The sequence below is a fragment of the Aliivibrio sifiae genome, assembly GCF_002954715.1.
Taxonomy (GTDB): domain Bacteria; phylum Pseudomonadota; class Gammaproteobacteria; order Enterobacterales; family Vibrionaceae; genus Aliivibrio; species Aliivibrio sifiae.
The window spans coordinates 254,589-278,324 of record NZ_MSCP01000003.1; the positions used below are offsets into that span (position 1 = coordinate 254,589).

19 protein-coding genes are annotated in these 23,736 nt (G+C 40.0%); 6 read left to right on the plus strand and 13 right to left on the minus strand.

The window, feature by feature from the left end; all coding sequences use genetic code 11:
- Positions 1-111: 111 nt before the first annotated feature.
- From hemN to BTO23_RS19585, 5 genes are all read right to left on the minus strand, one after another.
- Positions 112-1,497, minus strand: a complete 1,386-nt coding sequence (gene hemN, locus BTO23_RS19565) for an oxygen-independent coproporphyrinogen III oxidase (protein ID WP_172795091.1) — start codon at positions 1,495-1,497, stop codon at positions 112-114.
- A gap of 94 nt (positions 1,498-1,591) precedes the next feature.
- Entirely contained in the window at positions 1,592-2,083 is a 492-nt protein-coding gene (locus BTO23_RS19570) for a DUF2489 domain-containing protein (RefSeq protein WP_061004984.1), read from the minus strand.
- 2 nt (positions 2,084-2,085) lie between these two features.
- Positions 2,086-2,640 (minus strand): Der GTPase-activating protein YihI, encoded by a 555-nt coding sequence (yihI, locus tag BTO23_RS19575; RefSeq protein ID WP_061004986.1) that lies wholly within the window; start codon positions 2,638-2,640, stop codon positions 2,086-2,088.
- Positions 2,640-3,281 carry a class I SAM-dependent methyltransferase gene (locus BTO23_RS19580; protein ID WP_060993400.1) on the minus strand — a complete coding sequence of 214 codons (642 nt, stop codon included), beginning with the start codon at positions 3,279-3,281 and terminating at the stop codon, positions 2,640-2,642. Before BTO23_RS19580 ends, yihI begins: the two co-directional genes overlap by 1 nt.
- 153 nt (positions 3,282-3,434) lie before the next feature.
- Positions 3,435-4,052 carry a c-type cytochrome gene (locus BTO23_RS19585; RefSeq protein WP_060993401.1) on the minus strand — a complete coding sequence of 206 codons (618 nt, stop codon included), beginning with the start codon at positions 4,050-4,052 and terminating at the stop codon, positions 3,435-3,437.
- Positions 4,053-4,340: 288 nt separating this feature from the next.
- Here BTO23_RS19585 and yihA point away from each other — a divergent pair, with 288 nt between their 5' ends.
- A complete protein-coding gene (gene yihA, locus BTO23_RS19590) occupies positions 4,341-4,988 on the plus strand; it encodes a ribosome biogenesis GTP-binding protein YihA/YsxC (RefSeq protein ID WP_060993402.1) in 648 nt (215 codons plus the stop codon).
- 435 nt (positions 4,989-5,423) lie between these two features.
- On the opposite strand, the gene spfP is transcribed toward yihA, so the two are convergent.
- The 5 genes from spfP to recQ all read right to left on the minus strand — a co-directional run bounded on the left by spfP (position 5,424) and on the right by recQ (position 12,153).
- Positions 5,424-5,471: a small protein SpfP gene (gene spfP / locus BTO23_RS21675; protein ID WP_438616993.1), complete on the minus strand. Its 48-nt coding sequence runs from the start codon at positions 5,469-5,471 to the stop codon at positions 5,424-5,426.
- Positions 5,472-5,709: 238 nt separating this feature from the next.
- Positions 5,710-8,514, minus strand: coding sequence for a DNA polymerase I (polA, locus tag BTO23_RS19595; RefSeq protein WP_061013324.1), 2,805 nt, complete (start codon positions 8,512-8,514; stop codon positions 5,710-5,712).
- A gap of 699 nt (positions 8,515-9,213) precedes the next feature.
- Complete coding sequence (locus tag BTO23_RS19600; RefSeq protein WP_060993403.1) at positions 9,214-9,885, minus strand: 7-cyano-7-deazaguanine/7-aminomethyl-7-deazaguanine transporter; 672 nt, start codon at positions 9,883-9,885, stop codon at positions 9,214-9,216.
- 138 nt (positions 9,886-10,023) lie between these two features.
- The gene (locus BTO23_RS19605) at positions 10,024-10,314 is read right to left on the minus strand and encodes a DUF3630 family protein (RefSeq protein ID WP_060993404.1); all 291 of its coding nucleotides are present in this window, start codon (positions 10,312-10,314) and stop codon (positions 10,024-10,026) included.
- A 3-nt stretch (positions 10,315-10,317) separates the two neighbouring features.
- The gene (recQ, locus tag BTO23_RS19610) at positions 10,318-12,153 is read right to left on the minus strand and encodes an ATP-dependent DNA helicase RecQ (protein ID WP_060993405.1); all 1,836 of its coding nucleotides are present in this window, start codon (positions 12,151-12,153) and stop codon (positions 10,318-10,320) included.
- A 181-nt stretch (positions 12,154-12,334) separates the two neighbouring features.
- Here recQ and rarD point away from each other — a divergent pair, with 181 nt between their 5' ends.
- A complete protein-coding gene (gene rarD / locus BTO23_RS19615) occupies positions 12,335-13,249 on the plus strand; it encodes an EamA family transporter RarD (protein ID WP_105064376.1) in 915 nt (304 codons plus the stop codon).
- A 404-nt stretch (positions 13,250-13,653) separates the two neighbouring features.
- Here the strand turns inward: rarD and uvrD are convergent, their stop codons facing one another.
- The gene (uvrD, locus tag BTO23_RS19620) at positions 13,654-15,858 is read right to left on the minus strand and encodes a DNA helicase II (RefSeq protein WP_105064377.1); all 2,205 of its coding nucleotides are present in this window, start codon (positions 15,856-15,858) and stop codon (positions 13,654-13,656) included.
- Positions 15,859-16,009: 151 nt separating this feature from the next.
- On the minus strand, positions 16,010-18,532 hold the full coding sequence (locus BTO23_RS19625; RefSeq protein WP_061005097.1) for a class I adenylate cyclase: 2,523 nt from the start codon (positions 18,530-18,532) through the stop codon (positions 16,010-16,012).
- A gap of 257 nt (positions 18,533-18,789) precedes the next feature.
- Here BTO23_RS19625 and hemC point away from each other — a divergent pair, with 257 nt between their 5' ends.
- From hemC to BTO23_RS19645, 4 genes are read left to right on the plus strand one after another with little or no spacing between them, the layout of a single operon-like run.
- Entirely contained in the window at positions 18,790-19,725 is a 936-nt protein-coding gene (gene hemC, locus BTO23_RS19630) for a hydroxymethylbilane synthase (protein WP_061004992.1), read from the plus strand.
- A 1-nt stretch (position 19,726) separates the two neighbouring features.
- Positions 19,727-20,488, plus strand: a complete 762-nt coding sequence (locus BTO23_RS19635; protein WP_061013277.1) for a uroporphyrinogen-III synthase — start codon at positions 19,727-19,729, stop codon at positions 20,486-20,488.
- A complete protein-coding gene (locus BTO23_RS19640; protein WP_105064379.1) occupies positions 20,485-21,708 on the plus strand; it encodes a uroporphyrinogen-III C-methyltransferase in 1,224 nt (407 codons plus the stop codon). The genes BTO23_RS19635 and BTO23_RS19640 overlap by 4 nt, the downstream gene beginning before the upstream one ends.
- On the plus strand, positions 21,705-22,889 hold the full coding sequence (locus BTO23_RS19645; RefSeq protein ID WP_105064380.1) for a heme biosynthesis HemY N-terminal domain-containing protein: 1,185 nt from the start codon (positions 21,705-21,707) through the stop codon (positions 22,887-22,889). The genes BTO23_RS19640 and BTO23_RS19645 overlap by 4 nt, the downstream gene beginning before the upstream one ends.
- An 88-nt stretch (positions 22,890-22,977) precedes the next feature.
- Here the strand turns inward: BTO23_RS19645 and fre are convergent, their stop codons facing one another.
- Entirely contained in the window at positions 22,978-23,688 is a 711-nt protein-coding gene (fre, locus tag BTO23_RS19650) for an NAD(P)H-flavin reductase (RefSeq protein WP_105064381.1), read from the minus strand.
- Between the last annotated feature and the right edge of the window lie 48 nt (positions 23,689-23,736).

Here is a 23,736-nt window from a genome sequence, read left to right on the forward strand (position 1 = left end):
TCTTAAAAACAAAAAACCGCAGATGCATCAACACCTACGGTTTCAAATTTTCAGATAAACAATCAGGTTTTCACAGGACCATAGGACCGCTCTTCCCCGCTTTATCCGCTCTTAGATAACTCTAGAAAACTGCTGCTGACGCGCACGGTCTCGTAAATACTTATCAAAACACATACAGATATTACGGATCAATAAACGACCGCGCAATTCAACATCAATACGGCCTTCATGCATTGTTACTAACTCATCGTTAATAAACGTTTGTAGAAGTTTAATGTCCTCAGCGAAATACTTATCAAAGTCTAAATTAAACTCGGCTTCAATCGCTTTTGTATCTAGTGTGAAATTACAGATCAGCTGTTTAATCACTTCACGGCGGATTAAATCATCTTGGTCAAGGGCAACTCCGCGCCACAGAGCATGACGTTTCTCGTCAACTTGTGCGTAGTATTCTTTTAAGTCTTTTTTGTTCTGTGCGTAGCTGTCGCCAATCATTGAGATAGCTGACACACCCATTCCTAATAAATCACACTCACCTTGGGTTGTGTAACCTTGGAAATTACGATGAAGAATGCCTTCACGTTGTGCAATAGCAAGCTCATCATCAGGAAGAGCAAAGTGATCCATACCAATGAATTGATAACCAGCACCCGTTAGGTTTTCGATGGTTTCTTGTAGCATGACTAATTTTTCTGCAGGAGCGGGTAAATCAGCATCTTTAATTTTACGCTGCGCAGCAAACAACGTTGGCATATGTGCGTAATTAAATACAGACAAACGACCCGGTTCCATTTCAAGCACACGCTTAATCGTTAATGCTAAAGATTCAGCGGATTGCTTTGGTAAGCCGTAAATCAAATCAAGATTGGTTGAGCGGAAACCTAAGTCTTTTGCTCGTTGTACCATTGAAATAATAAAATCTTCGTCTTGATCGCGGTTAACCAAATGCTGAACTTCTTTATTGAAATCTTGCACACCAATGCTTAGACGGTTAAAGCCTTCATCACGCAAGTGGTCAAGCATATCTAGCTCAATTTCACGCGGATCAACTTCGATACTGATCTCTGCACCTTCTTCAAACGTGAACTCTCCACGCAATAAACTCATAAGGCGTGTAAATTGCACTTTAGTTAAGAAGGTAGGAGTACCGCCACCAAAATGCAGCTGTGTTACTTTGCGCTCAGTAAAGAGTGCAGCACGCTGACGGATCTCAAGCTCTAATGAATCTAAATAGATATCTGCTTTATGATGATGACGAGTGATGACTTTATTACAGCCACAGAAATAGCATAGCTTGTGACAAAATGGGATATGAATATAAAGAGATAATGGGCGCTCAGGATACTGAGTACATGCCATATCGAATTCAGCAGGAGTATAGGCTTCGTGAAACTCTAAAGCGGTTGGGTAAGAGGTGTAACGCGGACCAGAGTAGTTATACTTCTCGATGATCTCTTGATCCCATACTATTTGTTGATTTGACATGACTACTTCCATCTCTTTATATCTGCATTGACACTCTTCCTTGCATCATAAAACATTTGCTTCATAAAGCCGATGACTTCAATGCAATAAGAAATAGAAGTGTCGATCAGATCATTTTAATATCGATTTTTTGATTCAGTGGCTTAATACGATCATGTAATTGCTGGATCTCTACTTTAATCGTATCTTGCAAACGAGCCTCAGCTTTAGTTCGAACTAAATTGTCTTTCATTCGATCTTGTTTCGCTAATTCTTGTCGCTCATCACCACGCGGCATATCTTTCACTACATGATACAGCTCAGATAATGCTGGGTAGTCTGCTTCGACATCAATACGATCATCTTCTTGAAGATAATCCATAATACAGTACAAACGAATAGACAGCTCTGAGTAATCACATTGCTCTTGCATTCCGGCTTGGCAAAGTAAAACCACATTATCAAAAATATTGGCGTTACGTTTTTGTATCGCCAATTTTCTGTGTTGTGCTTGCAGTTCCTTCTGCTTTTTTAACTTCATCAGTAAGCTGCCAGCATAACTAGCCAACGCAAGAATAATTGCACCGCCAAGCAGTACCAACAGGGTTACTGTAGACATAATTATTTAAAATCATCCATATTGAAGTTATCGAATTCCGCTAGTAGATCGTCATCGCTTTTCGCTTTACGATCTTCAAATTCTGGGAATTCTGCAATTTCGTCTTCTGATTCAGCTTCTTCATCATCTAATAAGCCTAAACGACCCATTAAGTGTTCAATACGTGCTAATTTCTCATCCACGTATTTTTGAAGACCTGTACCTAGGTTTTCACCATTATCGATACGGTCTAGAAGAACCATTAGCTGTGCATCATTTTCTAACATCGCTAATTCTTGCTCGTTAGTTAGACGACGCTCTTGCTTGCTTGTTTTCTTCTTCTCTTCAACAATAAGTTGAATTGGTTTTTTACTACCAATACGAGGATCTTTTTTCTGAGCGAAACGACGCGCTTGTTCTGCATTGCTTTCAGCATTACGAGCACCGGCTTTTAGGCCTTTACGTTTTCTTTTACGCTTAATTTCACGACTGTCTACGTCACGATCGGTACGGTTACGTGTAACAACAACTGGCTCACTCGCCATTCCCGGAGTACGGGCTTTTTTAGTACGGCTCATTACTGGGTTTTCCTCAGTAAGATGACATCATTTCCAACAAACTCTAGGTCAAGTTGGTAGCGCTTTGCTACAAACTCAAACGTTTCTCTGCTGAAAAAGCTGACATGGGTTAAATCATTCTTGTAATGCCAAGTGGCAAACGCGCTTTCGTCCCTGGCTAGTTTCGTCATGATACCTAACCAACCACCAGGTTTCACCAAGCTCAATAACAATTCCAATTCGTTTTGAGGTTGATAAAAATGCTCAATCGCTTCTGTACAACTGACGAAGTCATACTGCTTAGTAAGCACGTGCTTATCTGGGGCGTAATAAATATCATAGAGTTCGACATGGTGACCCGCTTCTCTCATCATATGAGCAAGCAATGGTCCAGGGCCACATCCAAAGTCTAGTCCCTGTTGAGGTGTCTCACCAACACGCAATAACAAAGGCTCAGCAAATCGTGATAAGAAGGTTCTATACCCTTCATCGTCAAGATTGTTTTCATGGAGATCGTAGTGAGCTTTCTCTGTCTCTGGGTCTAAACGATCCGCCTCATCCACATAAACAAGATAACATTGCTGACAACGATAATAACGTCGACGCTTATCTTGATGGAAGTCATCAGCCTGTGAATGCTGACACAAAGGGCAAGATTGCATATAAACTCACTCCACTGCCTGAAAATTCTAGGGCGGGAAGTATACCCGATACTGGTGCAAAGATAATCGTTTTAACGCCTTTTTCATAAAAAAAAGCAGCTACGAGAGCTGCTTCTTCAAATTTGGTCTTAATTATCGAGCTTACATTAACAATTAATGTAGGCCACCAACATATTTAGATAATGTTGTAATATCTTCATCAGTCAGCTTTTTCGCGATATCGCGCATCATGCCATTCATATCATTTGCACGATCGCCCGCTCTGAATTTTTCTAACTGTGCCTTAACATAATCAGAATGTTGACCTGAGATTTTAGGGAATCCTGACAGTGATGTACCATTGCCACGAGGTCCATGACAAGCAACACACGCTGTAATTCCACGCTCCATATCACCCGCTAAATACAAAGCTTTGCCTTCTGGGATAGATTCTTCAGGCGTTGTATTATCGGCCATTGGTAAAGAAGCATAATACGCTGCGATGTCTTTTGCTCCTTGCTCATCAACACCCATTGCCATTGCACCCATTACAGGATCCATACGACCTTGTTTACCTTGAGTTTGCATGCCCAATTTAAATTCATTGATTTGCTTCTCAAGATAGCCTGCATGTTGGCCTGCTAAGTTAGGGTATTGAGTCAAAGTACTGTTACCTTCTTGACCATGACAAGCTGTACATGTTGCAGATTTTTGCTTTCCAGCTTCGATATCTCCTTGAGCCCATGTTGAGCAACTAGCTAGGAGAGTTAATATCAGCGCTAATTTTTTCATGACATTCCATTTTATTATTATCGTTCCCTCACAATGAGTTATCCTTGTAAACAGGATTTATTTACATTGTGTTGGATATTAAGCTTCCAGTACCGCTCTAAATTGGCTACAGCATGGTACAATGAGCGACCTTTACCGTTTTTATTACAAGTTTGTCACTACAACGTTAATTGTGACATCCTTACTGCGGTTATTTTACACATTTTCACAAAAAAGTAATCAGCTGACTACAATAATCCTACTTGGATCATTATCTACAGCTTGGTTTCCTTCGAGACGGAGTTAACAGTGAGCAAAATCATTCACTACCAAAAGACGCACTTCATTACGAGTGCACCAGATATTCGCCATCTACCTGAAGATGAAGGTATTGAAGTTGCCTTCGCTGGCCGTTCGAATGCGGGTAAATCAAGCGCATTAAACCGCTTAACAAACCAAAGAGGCTTAGCAAAAACGTCTAAGACTCCTGGTCGTACGCAGTTGATTAACTTATTCAAAGTTGATGAAAACTGCCATATCGTAGATTTACCAGGATACGGCTTTGCTCAAGTTCCTATTGAGATGAAGAAGAAATGGCAGAAGTCTTTAGGTGAATACCTACAAAAACGTCAGTGCTTAAAAGGCTTAGTAGTATTGATGGATATCCGTCATCCGTTAAAAGACATCGACCAACAACTTGTATTTTGGGCGGTTGACCAAAATATTCCAGTACAAATCTTGTTAACAAAAGCAGACAAACTAAAAAGCGGCGCGCGTAAAGCTCAAGTACTTAAAGTACGTGAAGCGGCAGTTGATTTTGGTGGTGAAGTGGTTGTTGATGCGTTTTCTTCATTGAAGGGAATTGGCGTTGATATCCTTCGAGCTAAGCTAGACACATGGTTTGCACCAGCGTTTGAAATTGATGAAGAATTCATTGAAAACATAGATGCTGAATAATCACTCTATATACTTAAGTCAAACTTATTATTGATTGATTAGCAGGCGTAGCCTGTAAGAAATAAAACCCCCACCTTAACAGGTGGGGAAATGGGAGAGATAAAGAGGTGTTATTATTTTTCTGTCGCGCATAATGCACCAAACCTTCTTGTGAAACAAACACCACTCCTAGCAATTCTCTCTCTAATGTTCCAAAACCTCACACAGTCTTTAAACCCATCTAAAAGTTGATACAAAATACAGAATCAATCCTTTATAAACAGATAGTTAAGATAATAATGCAAGTGAATTATCAATATCGCAACGTGTAGTAAAAATTACATTTCGTGGGAAAATTACAAAAAGAAGTATTTTAGAAGAAAGTGAGAACGTATTTTTTGAAGGCCTAGAAAGAAAAAACGCCCCAGTCAAAAAGGTTGACTGAGGCGGCTGAATTTAGCCAAATCCAATAACGTGAAACAAAAGGTCTGAAAGATAGAACATCTTTACCTCTGTACCCTACGCATATAAATGTACAACAAACGAACAGTTTTGAAAACCTTTTTTTGTAATTTTTTTTCAGTTTCGTTCATAAAAACACAACAAACACCTGACATAGCTCACTTTATTTGAGGTAAAAAAAAGCCAACGCGTGCGCTGGCTCATAGTTTTAATTTCAGGTGTAACTGAATTACAATTTAATCAGTAACACTTTAGCCACATTTCAGATTAACATTATTGATTAATGCGCTTCATCCCAGTTATCGCCAAAATCACTGTCGGCAACGAGTGGAACATCAAGAGTCACTGCGCCTTCCATTAACTCCGTCACTTTTTGAGTCACTTCTTCTAATGCATCTTCTTTCACTTCGAATACTAATTCATCGTGTACTTGCATTAATAAGTTAACTCGGCCATCACCTTCTTCTTCAATCCATTTATCTACTAGGATCATCGCTTTTTTGATAATGTCCGCAGCGGTGCCTTGCATTGGAGCATTGATCGCGGCACGTTCCGCGGCTTTACGACGTATCGCATTACGCGCATTGATTTCAGGTAAGTGCAAACGTCGACCATATAAGGTTTCAACATAGCCTTGCTCAGTTGCCAGTAAACGAGTCTCTTCCATATACTGCATCACTCCAGGATAACGCTCAAAGTACACATTCATGTAATCTTGTGCTTCACCACGAGAGATACCGATCTGCTTTGCAAGACCAAACGCACTCATGCCATAAATCAAACCAAAGTTAATCGCTTTAGCACGACGACGATCTTCCGATGTTACCTCTTCAATAGATACACCTTTCACTTCAGCCGCGGTTGCTGCGTGAATATCTTTACCAGCAGAAAACGCTTCTAATAACGCTTTATCTTGAGACAGATGCGCCATGATACGAAGTTCGATTTGAGAGTAATCGACTGCTAAAATTTTCCAACCATGAGGGGCAACAAATGCCTGACGAATACGACGGCCTTCCTCGTTACGAATTGGAATATTTTGTAAGTTTGGATCGGTTGATGATAAACGACCCGTCGCTGTGACCGCTTGATGATAAGAAGTATGCACACGACCCGTAGATGGATTAATCATCTTCGGCAGCTTATCGGTATAAGTAGATTTTAGTTTAGCTAAACCGCGGTACTCTAAAATCAACTTAGGTAATTCATACTCTAACGCCAATTCTTGCAGTACTTCTTCATTGGTTGAAGCGGCGCCTGATGGTGTTTTCTTAATAACTGGCAATTCCATTTTTTCAAATAAAATCGCTTGAAGCTGTTTCGGAGAGTTCATGTTGAACTCTTGTCCTGCTACTTCATACGCTGCTTTTTCTAATTCATCAAGACGTTGGCCAATCTCAAGTGATTGTGCAGAAAGCAGCATGTCATCAATATAAACCCCTTTTCTTTCCATGCGAGAAAGTACAGAGATTAAAGGAAGCTCAATATCAGTAAAGACGGTATTTAATTTCTCATCCGCCACTAATTTTGCGTGCAATACATTATGTAAACGTAGTGTGATGTCTGCATCTTCAGCCGCATAAGGCGCCGCTTGCTCTAAAGCGATTTGGTTAAACGTAAGCTGTTTCTTACCTTTACCAGCGATCTCTTCAAAGGAGATGGTGTTATGTTGAAGATAACGCAGCGCTAGGCTATCCATATTGTGTTTACCAGCAACGCTGTTATACACATAAGATTCAAGCATGGTATCAAACTTAATACCTTTCATTTCTATATCATAACGAGCTAATACACTCGCATCATATTTTAAGTTTTGACCAACTTTTGCTTTGTTGTCATCTTCTAAATACGGTTTTAATTGTTCAATAACCCAATCACGATCCAGTTGCTCTGGTGCATCAAGATAATCATGAGCGACAGGAACATAAGCCGCCTCACCTTCTTCGATAGCAAACGACAGACCGATAAGGTTGGCAACCATATAATCTAAACTGTCAGTTTCTGTATCAAATGCAGCGACTTCTGCATTATTTAATTTTTCTAACCAAGATAGAAAAGCTTCTTTGGTTAAAATAGTTTCATACTTTGAACGGTCAACTTGAGCAGCAACAATTACGCCTTCTTCAACCTCATCATTACTATCTGATGAGGAACTTACTGTTCGATTTGCTGATGTTTCATGTGAAACGATCTTACCGTCACTACCATCCAACATTTCGGTTAGCCAACGTTTGAAATTCATTTGACCAAACATTTGGATTAACTCATCCACATTTGGTTCTTGTTTCACTAGTTCTTCAGGTTTTTGATCTAATTCAACATCAAGTTTAATTGTTGCTAATTCATAAGAAAGATAAGCCCCTTCTTTATTCTCTTCTAACTTCTTCGCCATGCCTTTTGAGCCACGGAAACCTAATGGCGCAATATCATCAAGGTTAGCGTAAAGTGCATCCAAACCACCAACGCCCTGCAATAGTGCTCTTGCTGTTTTATCACCAATGCCAGGAACGCCAGGAATGTTATCAGAGGTATCACCCATCAGTGCTAGGTAATCAATAATCAGTTCAGGTGGAACACCGAATTTTTCTTCAACACCTTCAGGCCCCATAATCACATTTGTCATGGTATTAATAAGAGTGACGTTTTCATCAACCAATTGCGCCATATCTTTATCGCCGGTACTGATCAGTACTGGAATACCTGCTTTTGATGCTTGAGATGCTAACGTACCAATCACATCATCGGCTTCGACACCTGAGATAGAGATCAATGGTAAGCCCATTGCTTTGATCAGCTTATGCAATGGTTCTATTTGGCAACGTAAATCATCTGGCATTGGCGGACGATTCGCTTTGTACTCTGGATACATATCATTACGGAAGGTTTTTCCTTTCGCATCGAAAATAACCGCAACACGATCCGTCTCAAATTGTTTTAGAAGACTACGTAGCATGTTGATAACGCCATACACTGCGCCTGTTGGTTGGCCATCGCCATTAGTAAAGTTAGGCGCTGCGTGATACGCACGGAAAAGATACGAAGAGCCATCCACTAGGATGAATGGATTATCAGGAATTCTTGCCATAGTCGGTATTATCCAGAGGTTATTATGATCAATGAGTTTCATTTTATACCCAAGCCACATCAAAATGCTGCTCTTCATTCCTTTTTTCTCATTTTATTTATCAAAAGTTCAACGTTACATGTCTAACTCATCTGTGGATAACTCTGTTTGTAATTATTTTTTGTATAATTAATAACTATTTTATTAGTTCAAAAAAAGTGGATTAAAAACCAAAAAATCAAAAGCTTAGATCAAAAAAAACGATCAACAAGTAGATCCTTACTTGATCATCCTTTGTGGACAATAATATTAACCATGCAATTTTCTATTAAAAAACTGATCATTTTAAAGTACATATTTTGCGAAAAAATTGGTTGTAAACTCAAAAAAAAGACAAAAAAAGCGGCGTCTTCGTAAAGAAGCGCCGCTCAGCAAAAAGAGAATAATGGCTGTCGTTAACTTAGAAACGTCACCACTACTCATATAGCTGATGTACACTGGAAGCAATGTGAGCAATGTCGTGCCTTCTTGAAATAGTGCGGGGTAACTTGCGTTTGCGTTATTCCCTGAAGACAAGTTAATAATAACCATTCTCATTTGCTTTGCAATAGTTAAATGAGAAAAGATCTCACTTAATTTTACAAACCATTAAAAATCAATAAGATAAGAAGTAAAAAAGACCAACTAATTGTTGGCCTTGTTATTCATTTTATCTTAATTCTACGATTGAGAAGGTTGAGTCGCTAATTGATGCCCTTCTGAGGTTAATTTACGAATTAGATAATTCAGTAATACACCATACATAGGAACAAACAAGCCCAAACTAATCACCAGTTTAACGCCATAGTCCACCAACGCGATTTCTGTCCAATGCTCAGCCATGAAAGCATCAGGACTTTGATAAAACGCAATAGCGAAAAACGCTAGAGTATCAATTGCATTACCAAACAGAGTTGAACACGTTGGTGCTATCCACCATTGTTTTAACTGACGAAGGCGGTTAAACACATGAACATCTAATATCTGTCCAAGTAAATAAGCCATAAAACTTGCAATCGCAATTCGTGCAACGAACAAGTTAAACTCACCAAGTTGTGAAAAACCTTGATACTGCCCTTCAAAAAAGACAACGGATAAAAAGTAAGAAACAGCTAAGGCTGGCAACATAACAAAGAAGATGATACTTCTTGCCATTTTCGCACCAAAAATACGAACCGTTAAATCTGTTGCTAAGAAAATAAATGGGAAGGTAAATGCACCCCACGTGGTATGAAACCCAAACAAAGTGAATGGGATCTGAACCAAATAGTTACTTGATGCAATAATTACAAGGTGGAATACTACAAGGAAGGATAAAGCATTGCGCTGTTGCGCGGGCGTAAATGTACTCATATAAGTACCTTTTTGTCATTGGGGGCGAGGGAACCCAAATTAAACACAAAGCTAAAATCACCGTTTATTTACATAATGACTCTAGCCAATTTTCAGGGCGGTGATTATACATTAACCGCTTTTGATCACAAGAGCCGCTTAAAACAAACCCGCAATAAATGCTAACTCTTCTTGATGCTCAGTTCGTGCTAATGCTTCTAACCACACTGAGTTAGAATAATGCTCAGCACGTAACATAAATTGTGCACCTTCAAAATCAATCAACCAAGAATGAAGATCGGCATCCATCTGTTGTTCCACTATTCTGGCGTCCATTGCTGTAATTAATTGCTTACCAATGACTTCAAATGAATCAAAATAAAATTCAGGCACAGAAAAAATAATGCGCCCAGCTTCTTTATCAAACTCAACGACTGAAAATAAACTCATGACTTACCCTTGTCCGGTAATGTGCATTTCAATTAAATCTAAAAATGGATCGGCGTATTTTTCTAACTTCTTCTGTCCTACACCATTAACTGCCAGCATTTCACCATATGAAGTGGGAGTAATATCAGCCATATCCATTAATGTGGCATCACTAAAGACAACATAAGGGGGTAAATCATCACGATCGGCAATCGATTTACGCAATTTTCGTAACTTAGCAAACAACTGTTTATCATAATGACGATTATTTAATTTTTCTGACTTCGCCGTTTTCGCTGCGGTATCAAGTCGTGGCACAGCAAGCTCTAATGCCTCCAGTCCTTTTAAAATAGGGCGAGCTTCTTCAGTTAATTGCAGTGTCGAGTTTCGGGTAATATTTTGAGCTAGTAAGCCTTTATGAATCAATTGACGAATAATACTGACCCAATATTCATGGCTGTGCTCTTTACCTATACCGTAGGTCGATAATTTATCATGACCATGTTCTCGAATTCGTGCAATCTTTAGCCCTCGCAATACTTCCACCACATAACCAACACCAAAGCCTTGATTCACTCGATAAACACACGATAACGCTTTTTGCGCGGCTTCTGTACCATCAAATTGTTTTGGTGGATCTAAACAAACATCACAGTTACCACACGGTTTAGGACTATATTCACCAAAGTAATTCAACAAAACTTGGCGACGACACGTTTGCGCTTCAGCAAAAGCAGTCATGGCATTAAGCTTATGGCTCTCAACCAATTTTTGAGGCCCTTCTGGCTTCTCTTCAACAAGTTTACGTAACCACACAATATCAGCAGGATCGTACAGCATCACAGCCTCTGCTGGTAGACCGTCACGCCCTGCTCGTCCTGTTTCTTGGTAGTAAGATTCAATGTTCTTTGGAATGTCAAAGTGCGCTACAAAACGTACGTTTGATTTATTGATCCCCATACCAAACGCAACCGTGGCTACAACGATCTGAATATCATCACGCTGAAACGCTTCTTGAACATAATTTCGCTCATCCAAATCCAAACCAGCATGATAAGACGCAGCTCGGATATGGTTATTACAGAGCTTCTCTGTCAGCATTTCTACTTTTTTACGGCTACCACAATAAATAACACCACATTGGTTCTTCTGTGTCGCAAGATAATGAACTATTTGGCTGACTGGTTTATGTTTTTCTAACACGGTATAGCGGATATTAGGACGATCAAAACTACCCAAATACTCATGAGGATTAGGTAATGAGAGACGATTTAAAATATCTTTACGAGTAGCTTCATCAGCCGTCGCCGTCAGTGCCATAATTGGAACATTAGGAAAACGCTGTTTTATTTGTCCAAGTGACGCATATTCTGGACGGAAATCATGCCCCCATTGTGAGATACAATGCGCTTCATCGACCGCTATCATGCAAAGATTTAACGATTCAAGACGTTCCATGAAATCGCGCATCATCACACGCTCAGGCGAGACGTATAACATCTTAACTTGGCCCGAATTAATACGATTCCAAATCGCGACCTGCTCATCACGATCAATCGTTGAGTTCAAACACTCCGCTTTGACGCCATCAGCCTTAAGTTGATCAACTTGGTCTTTCATTAATGAGATTAATGGTGAAATAACTAACGTTAATCCATCAAATACCAATGCTGGAATTTGATAACACAGTGATTTACCACCACCAGTAGGCATAATAACCAAGCTATCTTGACCATCAAGGACTGCATTGATGACTTCTTCTTGCCCAACACGAAATTCTTGGTAGCCAAAAACGTCTTTTAAAACAGTGTAACTCTGCGATACCTGTTCCATTGGCTGCTCTGCGATAATGCTGGACATAAAAAACTCATCAATAATGTGGGAGGCTCATTCTACCTATGCTTATTGGTGAGGAAAAGAGCAATAGGAAAATACTAGGCACATTCGATACTGAGCCCTATACTCCATTCCACAACAATTCATACAAGGTGTGATCATAAAAACACCTTTCCTATTACATTACATCGTTAAGAATTTGCTTATGCCAACCACTGAACTCGAACAACAGCGCACTCGTCAGGGTGTTTTTTTTGCTCTTAGCGCCTATACCATGTGGGGCATTGCACCTATTTATTTTAAAACTATCAGTGAAGTCTCTCCTTTTGAGATCCTAAGTCACAGAGTTATTTGGTCTTTCTTTTTTCTTGCAGGATTATTGTGCTTATCTAAAGGTTGGAAAACCGTAATCAACACACTAAAAGATAAAAGAAAAATGGGCTACCTTATGACAAGTAGCGTATTAATAGGGGCTAATTGGTTGATTTTTATTTGGGCTGTAACCGCAGACCACATGCTTGATGCCAGTCTTGGTTATTTCATCAACCCTATTTTTAATGTCATGTTAGGAATGCTTTTTTTAGGGGAACGGTTACGTAAATTGCAGTGGCTTGCTGTGATTTTTGCCGCGATTGGTGTGCTAATTCAACTAATAACCTTTGGCTCAATCCCTATCGTGGCATTAGCTTTGGCTTGTAGCTTTGGTTTTTATGGCTTATTACGAAAAAAAGTCGCTATGGATGCACAATCAGGCTTATTTATTGAAACCTTGGTTTTACTCCCAATAGCTGCAACTTATTTATTATTTATCGCAAACTCTCCAACCTCTAATTTCGCCACTAATTCTACAAATTTAAATTTATTATTAGTTGCCGCCGGGATCATAACAACCGTACCTTTACTTTGCTTTACTGGTGCTGCTACACGATTAAAATTATCAACCTTAGGTTTCTTCCAATACGTTGGACCAAGCTTGATGTTTATTCTAGCAGTAGGTCTATATGATGAGATTTTTAGTACGGATAAGGCCATCACTTTTGGGTTTATTTGGTGTGCGTTGATTACCTTTACAACTGATGCATTTATCATTAACAAAAAGAAAAAACAAATACAACTCTAATGCAAAAACAATAAGCAAACAAAATTACAACATTTATACTGTATTTTTTCGATTTATGTTTTATTTTTGTTATTTTAACAAAGAAAACCAAACCTAGCCGTGAAATTTATTTCTTAATATGTGACACTAAGTCAATAATAACATTATAAATAATTGACAATATTGTAAATAGGTTAGAACTATGGCTAGGTGTAAAAATTGTAAAGCGGAATTACCGTTATTACCATCTAAGAGAAGCTTTGTAGAAAGACATATAACGCAACGCAACACAAAGAAATTTAAATGTCATGAATGTAATGAATTACAATTTACGAGTCCCTTTGATTCAGTAAAAACAGACATGGCGAAATAAAAAAAGAGAGCGAATTCGCTCTCTTTTTTTATACTCTACGTATAACTTTATATTACATTGACTCTAACTTGGCATATTGAGTCACAAGCCACTTAATACCTTCACCATTAAAGGCGACTTGTACTCGGCCTTGTGCGCCAGCACCTTCAAAGTTAATGATCGTACCTTCACCAAACTTAGGATGTTTCACCCTCTGACCTAATGCATAACCGGTTTCATTAAAGTTATTATTAATCGCTTTCTGACCAAATCGCCCCTCAGATGAACTGTCTTGAGACCCATAGCTGCCATAAGACCCCGTTCGACTTACTTTGGCTTTCATTCGAACTTCTTCAACACAGTTAGTTGGTAGCTCTTTAATAAAACGCGACGGTTTGTGATATTTCTCCTGACCATATACTCGACGAGTTTCAGCATAAATAATATACAATTTCTCCATCGCACGTGTCATACCGACATAACAAAGACGACGCTCTTCTTCTAAACGCCCCGCTTCTTCTGCTGACATTTGACTTGGGAACATACCTTCTTCAACGCCCACCATAAAGACCAGTGGAAATTCCAAGCCTTTAGCACTGTGTAATGTCATCAACTGAACGGCATCTTCAAACTCATCAGCTTGGCCTTCACCAGCCTCTAATGCAGCATGAGTTAAGAAAGCCGTTAAATCGGTCATCTCTTCCGCTTCTTCTGGCTTATCAAACTGACGAGTCGCCGTTACCAGCTCTTCCAAGTTCTCAATACGTGCTTTTGATTTTTCGCCTTTCTCTTGCTCATACATCGTAAACAGACCGGAGTTTTTAATCACTTGGTCCGTTTGTTCATATAAACGACAATCACGAGTATCGTCCTCTAATGCATTAATTAGTTCGATAAAACGGCTTAATGCACCCGCAGCACGACCAGGTAATACTTGCTCTTCAATCAAAGCAAGGCTGGCTTGCCACATGGTGGCTCCACGTTCGCGCGCAGCAAAACGTACGGTTTCTAGTGTCTTATCACCAAGTCCACGCGTTGGTGTGTTTACTACTCGCTCAAAAGCCGCATCATCATGACGGTTATTCATTAAGCGTAGGTAAGACAAGGCATCTTTAATCTCTTGTCGTTCGAAGAATCGCATACCACCATAAATTCGATACGGCAGTCCTGCTTGGATTAAGGCTTCTTCTAATACACGAGATTGGGCGTTATTACGGTATAAAAATGCAGAATCTTGCAGAGCACCACCATTATCGCGCCACTCTTTAATTTTCCCAACAGCAAAACGAGCTTCATCCATTTCGTTATAAGCAGAATAAATAGAGATCAGATCGCCATCAGCGTCTTCTGTCCATAACTTCTTACCCATGCGCTCAGTATTATTACTGATCAGTTCATTGGCGGCGTTTAGGATATTGGCGGTTGAGCGATAGTTTTGCTCTAAACGAATGGTTTTCGCACCCACAAATTCATCTAAGAACTTCTGAATATTTTCGATCTGAGCACCACGCCAACCATAGATAGACTGATCATCATCACCAACGATCATCACTTTACAATCAGGACCCGCCATCATGCGTAACCATGCATATTGGATGTTGTTGGTATCTTGAAATTCGTCGACCAAGATATGTTTAAAACGCGCTTGATAATGTTCACGAACGTGTTTGTGATCACGCAGCAATTCATGAGATCGAAGTAAGATTTCAGCAAAATCAACTAAGCCAGAGCGATCACACGCTTCTTGATAAGCCGTATATACTTTTAGCCACGTTTGAGCGATAGGGTCGTTAAAGGTATTGATTTGATGAGGACGCAAACCTTCGTCTTTCTTACCATTAATAAACCAAGCGGCTTGACGTGCAGGCCAGTTTTTATCATCCAAATTTTGAGCCTTGATCAAACGCTTTAATAAACGCTGCTGATCATCTGAATCAATAATTTGGAAACCTTCAGGTAATTTAGCATCAAGGTAATGAGCACGAAGAATACGATGGCAGATACCATGGAAAGTACCGTTCCACATTCCGCCCGCACTGCCATGCATTAACTCTTCAATACGGCCACGCATTTCTGCCGCCGCTTTGTTAGTAAATGTCACTGACATAATAGAGAAAGGAGACGCTTGTTCGATTTGCATTAACCATGCGATACGATGAACAAGTACTCGAGTTTTACCACTACCGGCACCCGCAAGTACAAGCATGTTTTCTAACGGAGCGGCTACGGCTTCGCGCTGTTTGTCATTAAGACCATCAAGAAGAAAAGAAACGTCCATCACATCACACTGGTTATTTATACATGTGAGTGAAGTATATACTGAAATGAAGTGAGACCCAACCTAGAGGCTAGATTTGCTTTTGAATTGAACAAAGCTAAGACAGAATAAGCGCTTAGCTTTGTTATTTTATGTTTTATTTAGAAATCAATTACGCTTGTTTTGATTTACACTGTTGCTGACCACTGCGATAAGAAAGCACTGAGGCTTCTTTTGCTTCGTTATACACCACTTCATAAAATTGAGGCAGGTTGAAGTTCACTTTATCAGGGAATTCTAAATCAATGTTATTGCGACTTGAAGTGTAATAGTGGTTAATACTGTTTACCATGTCATCTTTACTGCCGTAACATTCATGATAAATTTCAATTTTATTATCTTCATCTAAAACGTAGATATTAAAACCATCATCATTATGCTCTGATGCATCAAAGAAGAATTGAATTAACCCTTCGCTCGCAAACGAATCCACCACATCAGGAATAACAACGCCGCTACTATCTCCTAAAGGTATCGTGGTTGAGCCAATCGCTTTATTGGTTGAAATACTTGAGTAAAATTGTACTGAATCTTCTAACTTCTGAATCGATACACCACGACGCTCAAAGAACAAGCCATACATAGTTGAGCCAATTTTAATGCCTTTAAAACGACGACGTTTTTCGTTATTTTCAACTGGTTTTAAACGAAGTTCGATACACTCAGCCAATAACTGATAAATGTTATTACGGATGATGCCACGCATTTGTTTACTGTAGCAAAATACATCGACAGATTCAGGACGAGCCGCATCTTGGTGCATTTTACATAGTACAGTTTTCAACGCGTCAAGAATCGCCGTTTCACCGCTGAAGTTAAGTGTTCTCACTTCATGCCATGAATTTCGGTATACCAAATCAACACTACCAATCAAATTATTTTGATTGCTACCACAACTAAAAATATCAGCGTCCGTCTGATTCATTCGCTCAGGCTTCATCTTCAAAGTTTCAGTCGGATCACTTTCTAAATTGATAAATATAGATAATTGACGAACTTCACACGGGCTTGCTAACTCTTCTTTGGTAGGCTGTGGCATATGAACAGAAAACGTATTTCTTAAGTCGCTTACCATTTGGTAAAATTTATCAATGTTCAGATCAGCTTGGCGTACAACCGCATCTAATCGTGTTGATTCCGTCAGCAACCCATTAAAGAATGCCCACGCCACCAATTTACTTAAGTATCTATTGTGCTCTAAATGCTTTGCACCCATCAATTCTTTTGCTATTAGTGGCTGTTTGTATACATACCAACCCGCTTTATTAACGCCAGTATCTTGCACTTCAATAAAGCTTAAATCAGCTTCATGCAGATCAGGGGAAATTTGTGGATTAAGTAAAGTAACCTTGCCAGGAAGCTCTTCAAATGCAGCGTAAAGCTTACGAGCAAGAATACTGATGTCTTCAGGGCTAATCGACGATGTTATGTCATTATTACGCGCAAAACGGATCAAGTTACGGTAACTTTGCATTAAGGCTTCAAGCAAATCATTATGTGATTTTTTAACTTGCTCAACCTTCCATGTACGACGAGAATCAAGCTCAACTATCGTTGCTTGAGACCACCCCCATTGTGATGTTAGCTCTGTTAACGCCTTACGACGCCACTCAACTGAACCCTGCCCTTGCTTACGAGACAGTTTCTCATGAGTTTTTAAATAAAAGCTACGGCGTACAAGTTCTAAACGAGCCATATCATTGGTTCGCTCAAGGTAACGCGTTACTTTTTCTAGCATTAAATAATACGCATCCATACCATAGAGATCTGGCTCATCGGCAAAAAAACGACGTTTACTATCAATACTTAATAATTGAGTGTGTGGGTATTCCCAAGAATAGGCTTCCAATAAAATCGCTTTTAATACCGATTTGAATGGTGAGTCGATACTTTTATAAAGTTGCCACAAGCTAGACCCAAAATACTCTTCAGCAGGGATATGATTTAGACGACCAAAGTCAATCCACTCTTCTTTTCTAATTACACCTTGCTGACAAAGCTGATCAACATATTCGTCATAGCTTTCTTCCATTTCTGGAGGAATGATCTGCCATAATAATTGTTGCCCACCAAGACATACTGCGGTTCGATAAAACTCATCAAGTAACAACAGATGCTGTGAAGACCCACAGTTATCTCCCGTCATTTCTTCAGAATAAGTGTCACGGAAACGAGTTTGTTCCATCAAGAAAAAGTTTGCTTCAATATAAAACTGCGCAGCCCACTCAGTCAGAGCATCGCATTTTTGTTGCAAGAGGATTTTTTTCTCAGCAGGAAGGTGTTCAGGTATGCATACCCATATATCAAGATCACTGGCGACAGTTTGCCCGATAGATGAAGTACTACCCATAGAATACAAACCAAGGATGTTTCCTTGATTAGAGGTAGAAAGAGGATAACGAAGCGTCAGTTGAGCCATCCACTCACGCTGTTTCTTATTTGCATGAAATTGCTTAATACCACTAGGTGCACCTTCAATAAACCCCGGAAGTTCCGAGTGATTGAAATGCAGCAGCAATGGCAATTGATGGAAGATCTCTTGCCCAAGTGGTTTCATTAATGCTAACGCGCGATCTATACGTTGTTCGGTAAGACGCTGTTGTCGAGCGATTAATGTTTCAATATAGGTTTGCAAATAGAAAGCCTGGCTCATCTTTGTCATCAATGATGACGATTCATATTGAACATAACTCGTTCAATACCGACTATAAAACGTGATCAAGATAACACTTTTCATTACTGGCGTAAAGTTTACGCATTAAGCACAATCGTAGATACCCCTACCAATTGCGGTGTTGTTTTTAACCTATAATCACACTGTTGTCATCCTGTATTTTCACCTCACCCTCAAGTAGTGGTAGGATAAGGTAATTATTTTGATCGGATACTACTATGTCACAGCAATTACCAGTTCGTATTGCCACTCGTAAAAGCCCTTTAGCGCTATGGCAAGCTCATTTTGTTAAAGATGCACTACAGTCTCTTCACCCTGGTTTGGAAGTGGAACTCGTTACAATGGTAACGAAAGGCGACATTATTCTTGATACGCCGTTAGCAAAAGTGGGCGGAAAAGGATTATTCGTAAAAGAACTTGAAGTTGCAATGTTAGAAGGTCGTGCTGATCTTGCCGTTCATTCAATGAAAGACGTACCTGTTGAGTTCCCAGAAGGCTTAGGTTTAGTTACTATTTGTGAGCGTGAAGACCCACGTGATGCATTTGTTTCCAATACCTACAACAACATTGAAGAATTACCACAAGGTGCGGTTGTTGGCACTTGTAGCTTACGCCGTCAATGCCAGTTAAAAGAAGCTCGTCCTGATTTAATCATTAAAGACCTTCGTGGTAACGTTGGCACTCGCCTACAAAAATTAGACGATGGTAATTACGATGCAATCATTCTTGCTTGTGCTGGTCTTATCCGTTTAGGCTTAGAAGAAAGAATTAAAAGCTCAATTGAACCAGAACAATCTTTACCTGCAGTAGGTCAAGGCGCAGTAGGTATTGAAACTCGTCTGAATGACGATCGTATCCGAGCTTTACTTGCGCCATTAAACCATCCAGAAACAGCACATCGAGTTCTATGTGAACGAGCAATGAACAACCGTCTTGAAGGTGGTTGTCAGGTGCCAATCGGAAGCTATTCATTAATTGACGGCGACAAAATTTGGTTACGCGCTCTTGTTGGAGAGCCTGATGGTTCAATTATGGTTCGTGGTGAAATTTCAGGTTCAGTATCTGATGCAGAAGCACTAGGTACACAATTAGCAGAACAATTGCTTAATGACGGTGCGAAAGACATTTTAGATCGCCTATACGCAGACGCATAATATGACCATATTGGTGACTCGCCCAGAGCAAGAGAGCCAAGCACTCTGTGATGCCTTATATCAAATGGGGCATCACGCTATTTCTCACCCTTTGTTAACCATACATCCAGGCCGAGAACTCTCTCTACTTCCTTCTCTTTTTTCGTCTTTATCTGATGGTGACTTTATCATCTCTGTCAGTCAACACGCCGTAGAACATGCACAAAGCTACCTTGAAAAACAGCGAAAAGAGTGGAAAAAAGGCGTTAATTATATAGCGGTTGGTCAAAAGAGCGCTCAACACCTCAAAACCTATATCTCAGATCCAGTACACTTTCCCACACCGAGCGACAGTGAACATTTACTCGCACTTCCTGTCTTAAAAAACGTTGCTGGAAAAAGAGCTATAATTCTAAGAGGTAATGGCGGACGAGATCTTATTTATCAAGCACTCGAAGACCTTGGGGTAAAGGTCACTTATTGTGAAACCTATCAGCGACAGTCGACGTCGTTTAATGGTTCAATAAAAGCCGAAGAATGGCAAGCACAAAACGTAGATACACTGGTGGTAACCAGCGGTGAACAACTTGTTTTTTTCACCTCGCAATTTACCAGCACAGATTTAGATTGGGTATTAACATGTCGATTATTAGTGCCTAGCGAACGAATTAACCAAATTGGACAACAACTTGGTTATCAACATATTGAAACGGTTGGCGGAGCCTCTAATTCCGACTTGCTGCACTATCTCAGTGAGCATCATCATGATGGGACTTTCAAATGACAAAAAATAACAATAAGCCACAGTCTGCCGAAGAAAACGCAGCATCTGTTATCGCACCGTCTTTGGTAACACAAGAGCAGAAAAAAACAAATCAAACTACGCATTCAACTTCTGCTACAACATCGAAAAAACAAGAAGAGCTTGTCGATAAAAAAGGCCGTCGTTTAGGCACTGTCGCGATTATTATTTCTATTCTATTAAGTGGCGGGGCTTTTTTAGCGTCGCAACAGCAAGTAACTCAGCAACAAATAAAAATAGCTCAACTTGAACAACAATTAAAAAGTGCCGACAGTACTTTTGACGCAAAATTAGTCACAGCAGAACAACGCATTACAGATAAAGCAGATGAGATTGTTCGTAAAGCTACAGTATTAATGCAACAGCAAGATAAAAGCATTGCAAGCCTTCAACTGGCAATTGCCGATGTTAAAGGTCGTCGCCCTAATGATTGGCTATTGGCAGAAGCTGATTATTTAGTAAAAATGGCAGGTCGTAAATTATGGCTTGAACATGATGTAGTTAGTGCTACACGTTTAATGGAAAATGCCGACCAACGTATCTCTGCACTTAATGACCCAAGTTTAACCCCTCTTCGTCGCGCCATGGCAGATGACATTGCCACATTGAAAGCCATTCCATTAATTGATCGTGATGGCTTAGTTCTTAAACTAAACAGCCTAGAACAACAAATTAATAAATTGCCTCTTGCTAGTGCGGTACTTCCTGAAGCTGATGCAGTAGAACAGAAGAAAGTATCAACTAACATTAATGATTGGCAATCAAACTTAATGCAGTCTTTGGATGACTTTGCAGGTCATTTCATTACTTACCGAGTACGTGAAGGCAATGTCATTCCTTTGCTTAGTCCCGAACAGCATTTTTACCTAAAAGAGAACATCAAAGGTAAGCTACTTCTTGCTTCTAAAGCCTTATATCGTGAACAAAGCGAAGTGTATGCAACCTCATTAGAAAGTGCGAAGTTATGGTCTTCTCAATACTTCCAACAAGATGACCCTGCTGTTAAGAGTTTCATGGCTCAATTAGATTCACTAGCAAAATTCAAAGTGGATGTTCGCTACCCACAAAAAATGGAAACACAGGCTTTATTATCAGACTTCATTTCTGAACGTTTGCGCCGAAATGTTCAAGCCGTTGGCACAGCTCCAGTAAAAGCAGCGCCAATAAAGAAAACTGAAACGGTTGAAGGAGGTAAGTCATGATCCGATTACTGCTTCTGGCAATCGTCTTAGTCGGTGGATTAATCGTAGGAACGACGTTTGCCGATCAACAAGGTTATGTATTAATTTCAGTCTCAAATACAACGATTGAAATGAGCTTAACAACATTAGTTCTCTTTATCGGTGCGCTGATCGCTGGGTTATTCTTATTAGAGATTGTGGTTAAACGTATTCTCTCTGTCAGTAATTTTACCCGTGGTTGGTTTAGTGCGCGTCATTTACGCAAAGCACGCTACAACACGTTTAAAGGAATGATTAAACTGCATGAAGGTGAATGGAAAGAAGCAGAGCGTCTAATCACAAAAGGCGGCCGTCATAACGACTTTCCATTACTTAATTACCTTGCGGCAGCAGAAGCAGCACAAGGCCGCCAACAAATAGAACAACGTGACCGCTATCTACAATTGGCATCAGAGCAAGCAGAGAGTACGCTTGCGGTTGCACTCACTAGCGCAAAACTGCAAATGCGCGAAGAGCAATATGAATTAGCTCTTGCTACGCTTCAGTCTGTAAAAGTTGATTATCCTCGCAACCCTGTATTGCTTGAGCTACTAAAAGAATGTTATTTAGCCCTAAATGAATGGCAACCACTGAAAAACATTATTCACCCTCTCACTAAAGCAAACCTTATTTCAGAGCAGCAGGCGTTGGAATTAGAAGAAAAAGCAGAATGTGGATTAATGGCGTTTATAGCGACAAATAAGGGCACTGCAGGGTTATTAGATCATTGGAATTCTTTACCTAAGAAGCTACAAAAGCACGTTCCTGTATTGGTTTGTTTAATCAAGCAACTACACGCACGTAAAGCGGATTCTGAAGCCTACATTCTCTTACGTGATAACTTGAAAAAGCGCAGCGATGATCGCTTGGTAGAGCTATTACCAACCTTAAACCTAGCAGATTATCACCCAGCAACGGTACTGTTGGAAGGCATGGCAAATTACGATGTTCGTAACCCTGTGATTCAAAGTACGTTAGCTCAGCTGTATATGCGCACTGAAAAGTGGCAGCCAGCACGCGACCACTTTGAAGCGGCGTTAGCTATTCGTGAAAACATGTCTGATTATGCTTATCTTGCGCGCGTTTTAGAGAAACAAAACCGTAAACAAGCGGCGGCGGATCTGTCTCGTAAAGCGTTGACTATGGTAGATAACCAAGCTTAACCCTGAGCTATTAAATATCATAAAAAATGCCACTCTTTTGAAGTGGCATTTTTATTGGTATTAATTCCAATGTAACTAAAGCTCTAGATTAGATAAATGCGAATGCATCACCAAACAACTGATCTTTCTTTGCTTGTTTTTCAGTGATGAATTGCTCACGAGCTGCGCCTGCCATTTCAAAGCGACCTGCAATGTAAATATCCACTTCTGCTAATGAGTTAAAGTCGGCTTTTACCGCTTCAAGTACATTACCCGTTTTACCTGTCCAGCCTTCTGTTTGCTCGACTACTGGTACAAACGTAATATGCTCATGTGCTGCTGCTATGGCTTCTATCTCTGCTTTTGCATACAGCTGACGCTCATCACGACCACCCCAGTAAAGATAAATTGGTTTTTGAATCTGTTGGCTGATGCAGTGATCCAGTATTGAACGTACGTAGCTAAATCCTGTACCACCAGCAATCAACAACATTGAACGCTCGCTATTTTCACGGATCCACGCTTCACCATGAGGAGCATCAATTTGGATATCTCCCCCGTTTTCTAGTGCCGCTTTCATTAATTCAACCACTTCGCCCGCATAAGCATTATGCTCAGCTGCGCCGATATGAAGTTCGATTTCACCCTCATGACGGCAAGGGCTGCTTGCGATTGAGAATGGACGTTTGTCTTTCTCTCCCATTACAACCATTAAGTATTGACCAGCTTTAAACTCTACTGGTTGTTCTGGATGAAGTAATATTTGAAAAGTATTACAAGCCAACGGCTCGATAGACTTTACTTTGCAATTGATTGGCATGACTTTCCTTTTTCAGCTGATATCTATTTTTAAATGATATTTATACGC

Coding starts and splice junctions, on each gene's coding strand:
- polA (WP_061013324.1), bottom strand. CDS start 8,514: ATGGCAAGAATTCCTGATAATCCATTCATCCTAGTGGATGGCTCTTCG.
- BTO23_RS19570 (WP_061004984.1), bottom strand. CDS start 2,083: ATGTCTACAGTAACCCTGTTGGTACTGCTTGGCGGTGCAATTATTCTT.
- hemN (WP_172795091.1), bottom strand. CDS start 1,497: ATGGAAGTAGTCATGTCAAATCAACAAATAGTATGGGATCAAGAGATC.
- BTO23_RS19600 (WP_060993403.1), bottom strand. CDS start 9,885: ATGAGTACATTTACGCCCGCGCAACAGCGCAATGCTTTATCCTTCCTT.
- BTO23_RS19645 (WP_105064380.1), top strand. CDS start 21,705: ATGATCCGATTACTGCTTCTGGCAATCGTCTTAGTCGGTGGATTAATC.
- recQ (WP_060993405.1), bottom strand. CDS start 12,153: ATGTCCAGCATTATCGCAGAGCAGCCAATGGAACAGGTATCGCAGAGT.
- BTO23_RS19585 (WP_060993401.1), bottom strand. CDS start 4,052: ATGAAAAAATTAGCGCTGATATTAACTCTCCTAGCTAGTTGCTCAACA.
- yihI (WP_061004986.1), bottom strand. CDS start 2,640: ATGAGCCGTACTAAAAAAGCCCGTACTCCGGGAATGGCGAGTGAGCCA.
- fre (WP_105064381.1), bottom strand. CDS start 23,688: ATGCCAATCAATTGCAAAGTAAAGTCTATCGAGCCGTTGGCTTGTAAT.
- hemC (WP_061004992.1), top strand. CDS start 18,790: ATGTCACAGCAATTACCAGTTCGTATTGCCACTCGTAAAAGCCCTTTA.
- uvrD (WP_105064377.1), bottom strand. CDS start 15,858: ATGGACGTTTCTTTTCTTCTTGATGGTCTTAATGACAAACAGCGCGAA.
- BTO23_RS19580 (WP_060993400.1), bottom strand. CDS start 3,281: ATGCAATCTTGCCCTTTGTGTCAGCATTCACAGGCTGATGACTTCCAT.
- BTO23_RS19640 (WP_105064379.1), top strand. CDS start 20,485: ATGACAAAAAATAACAATAAGCCACAGTCTGCCGAAGAAAACGCAGCA.
- BTO23_RS19605 (WP_060993404.1), bottom strand. CDS start 10,314: ATGAGTTTATTTTCAGTCGTTGAGTTTGATAAAGAAGCTGGGCGCATT.
- BTO23_RS19635 (WP_061013277.1), top strand. CDS start 19,727: ATGACCATATTGGTGACTCGCCCAGAGCAAGAGAGCCAAGCACTCTGT.
- rarD (WP_105064376.1), top strand. CDS start 12,335: ATGCCAACCACTGAACTCGAACAACAGCGCACTCGTCAGGGTGTTTTT.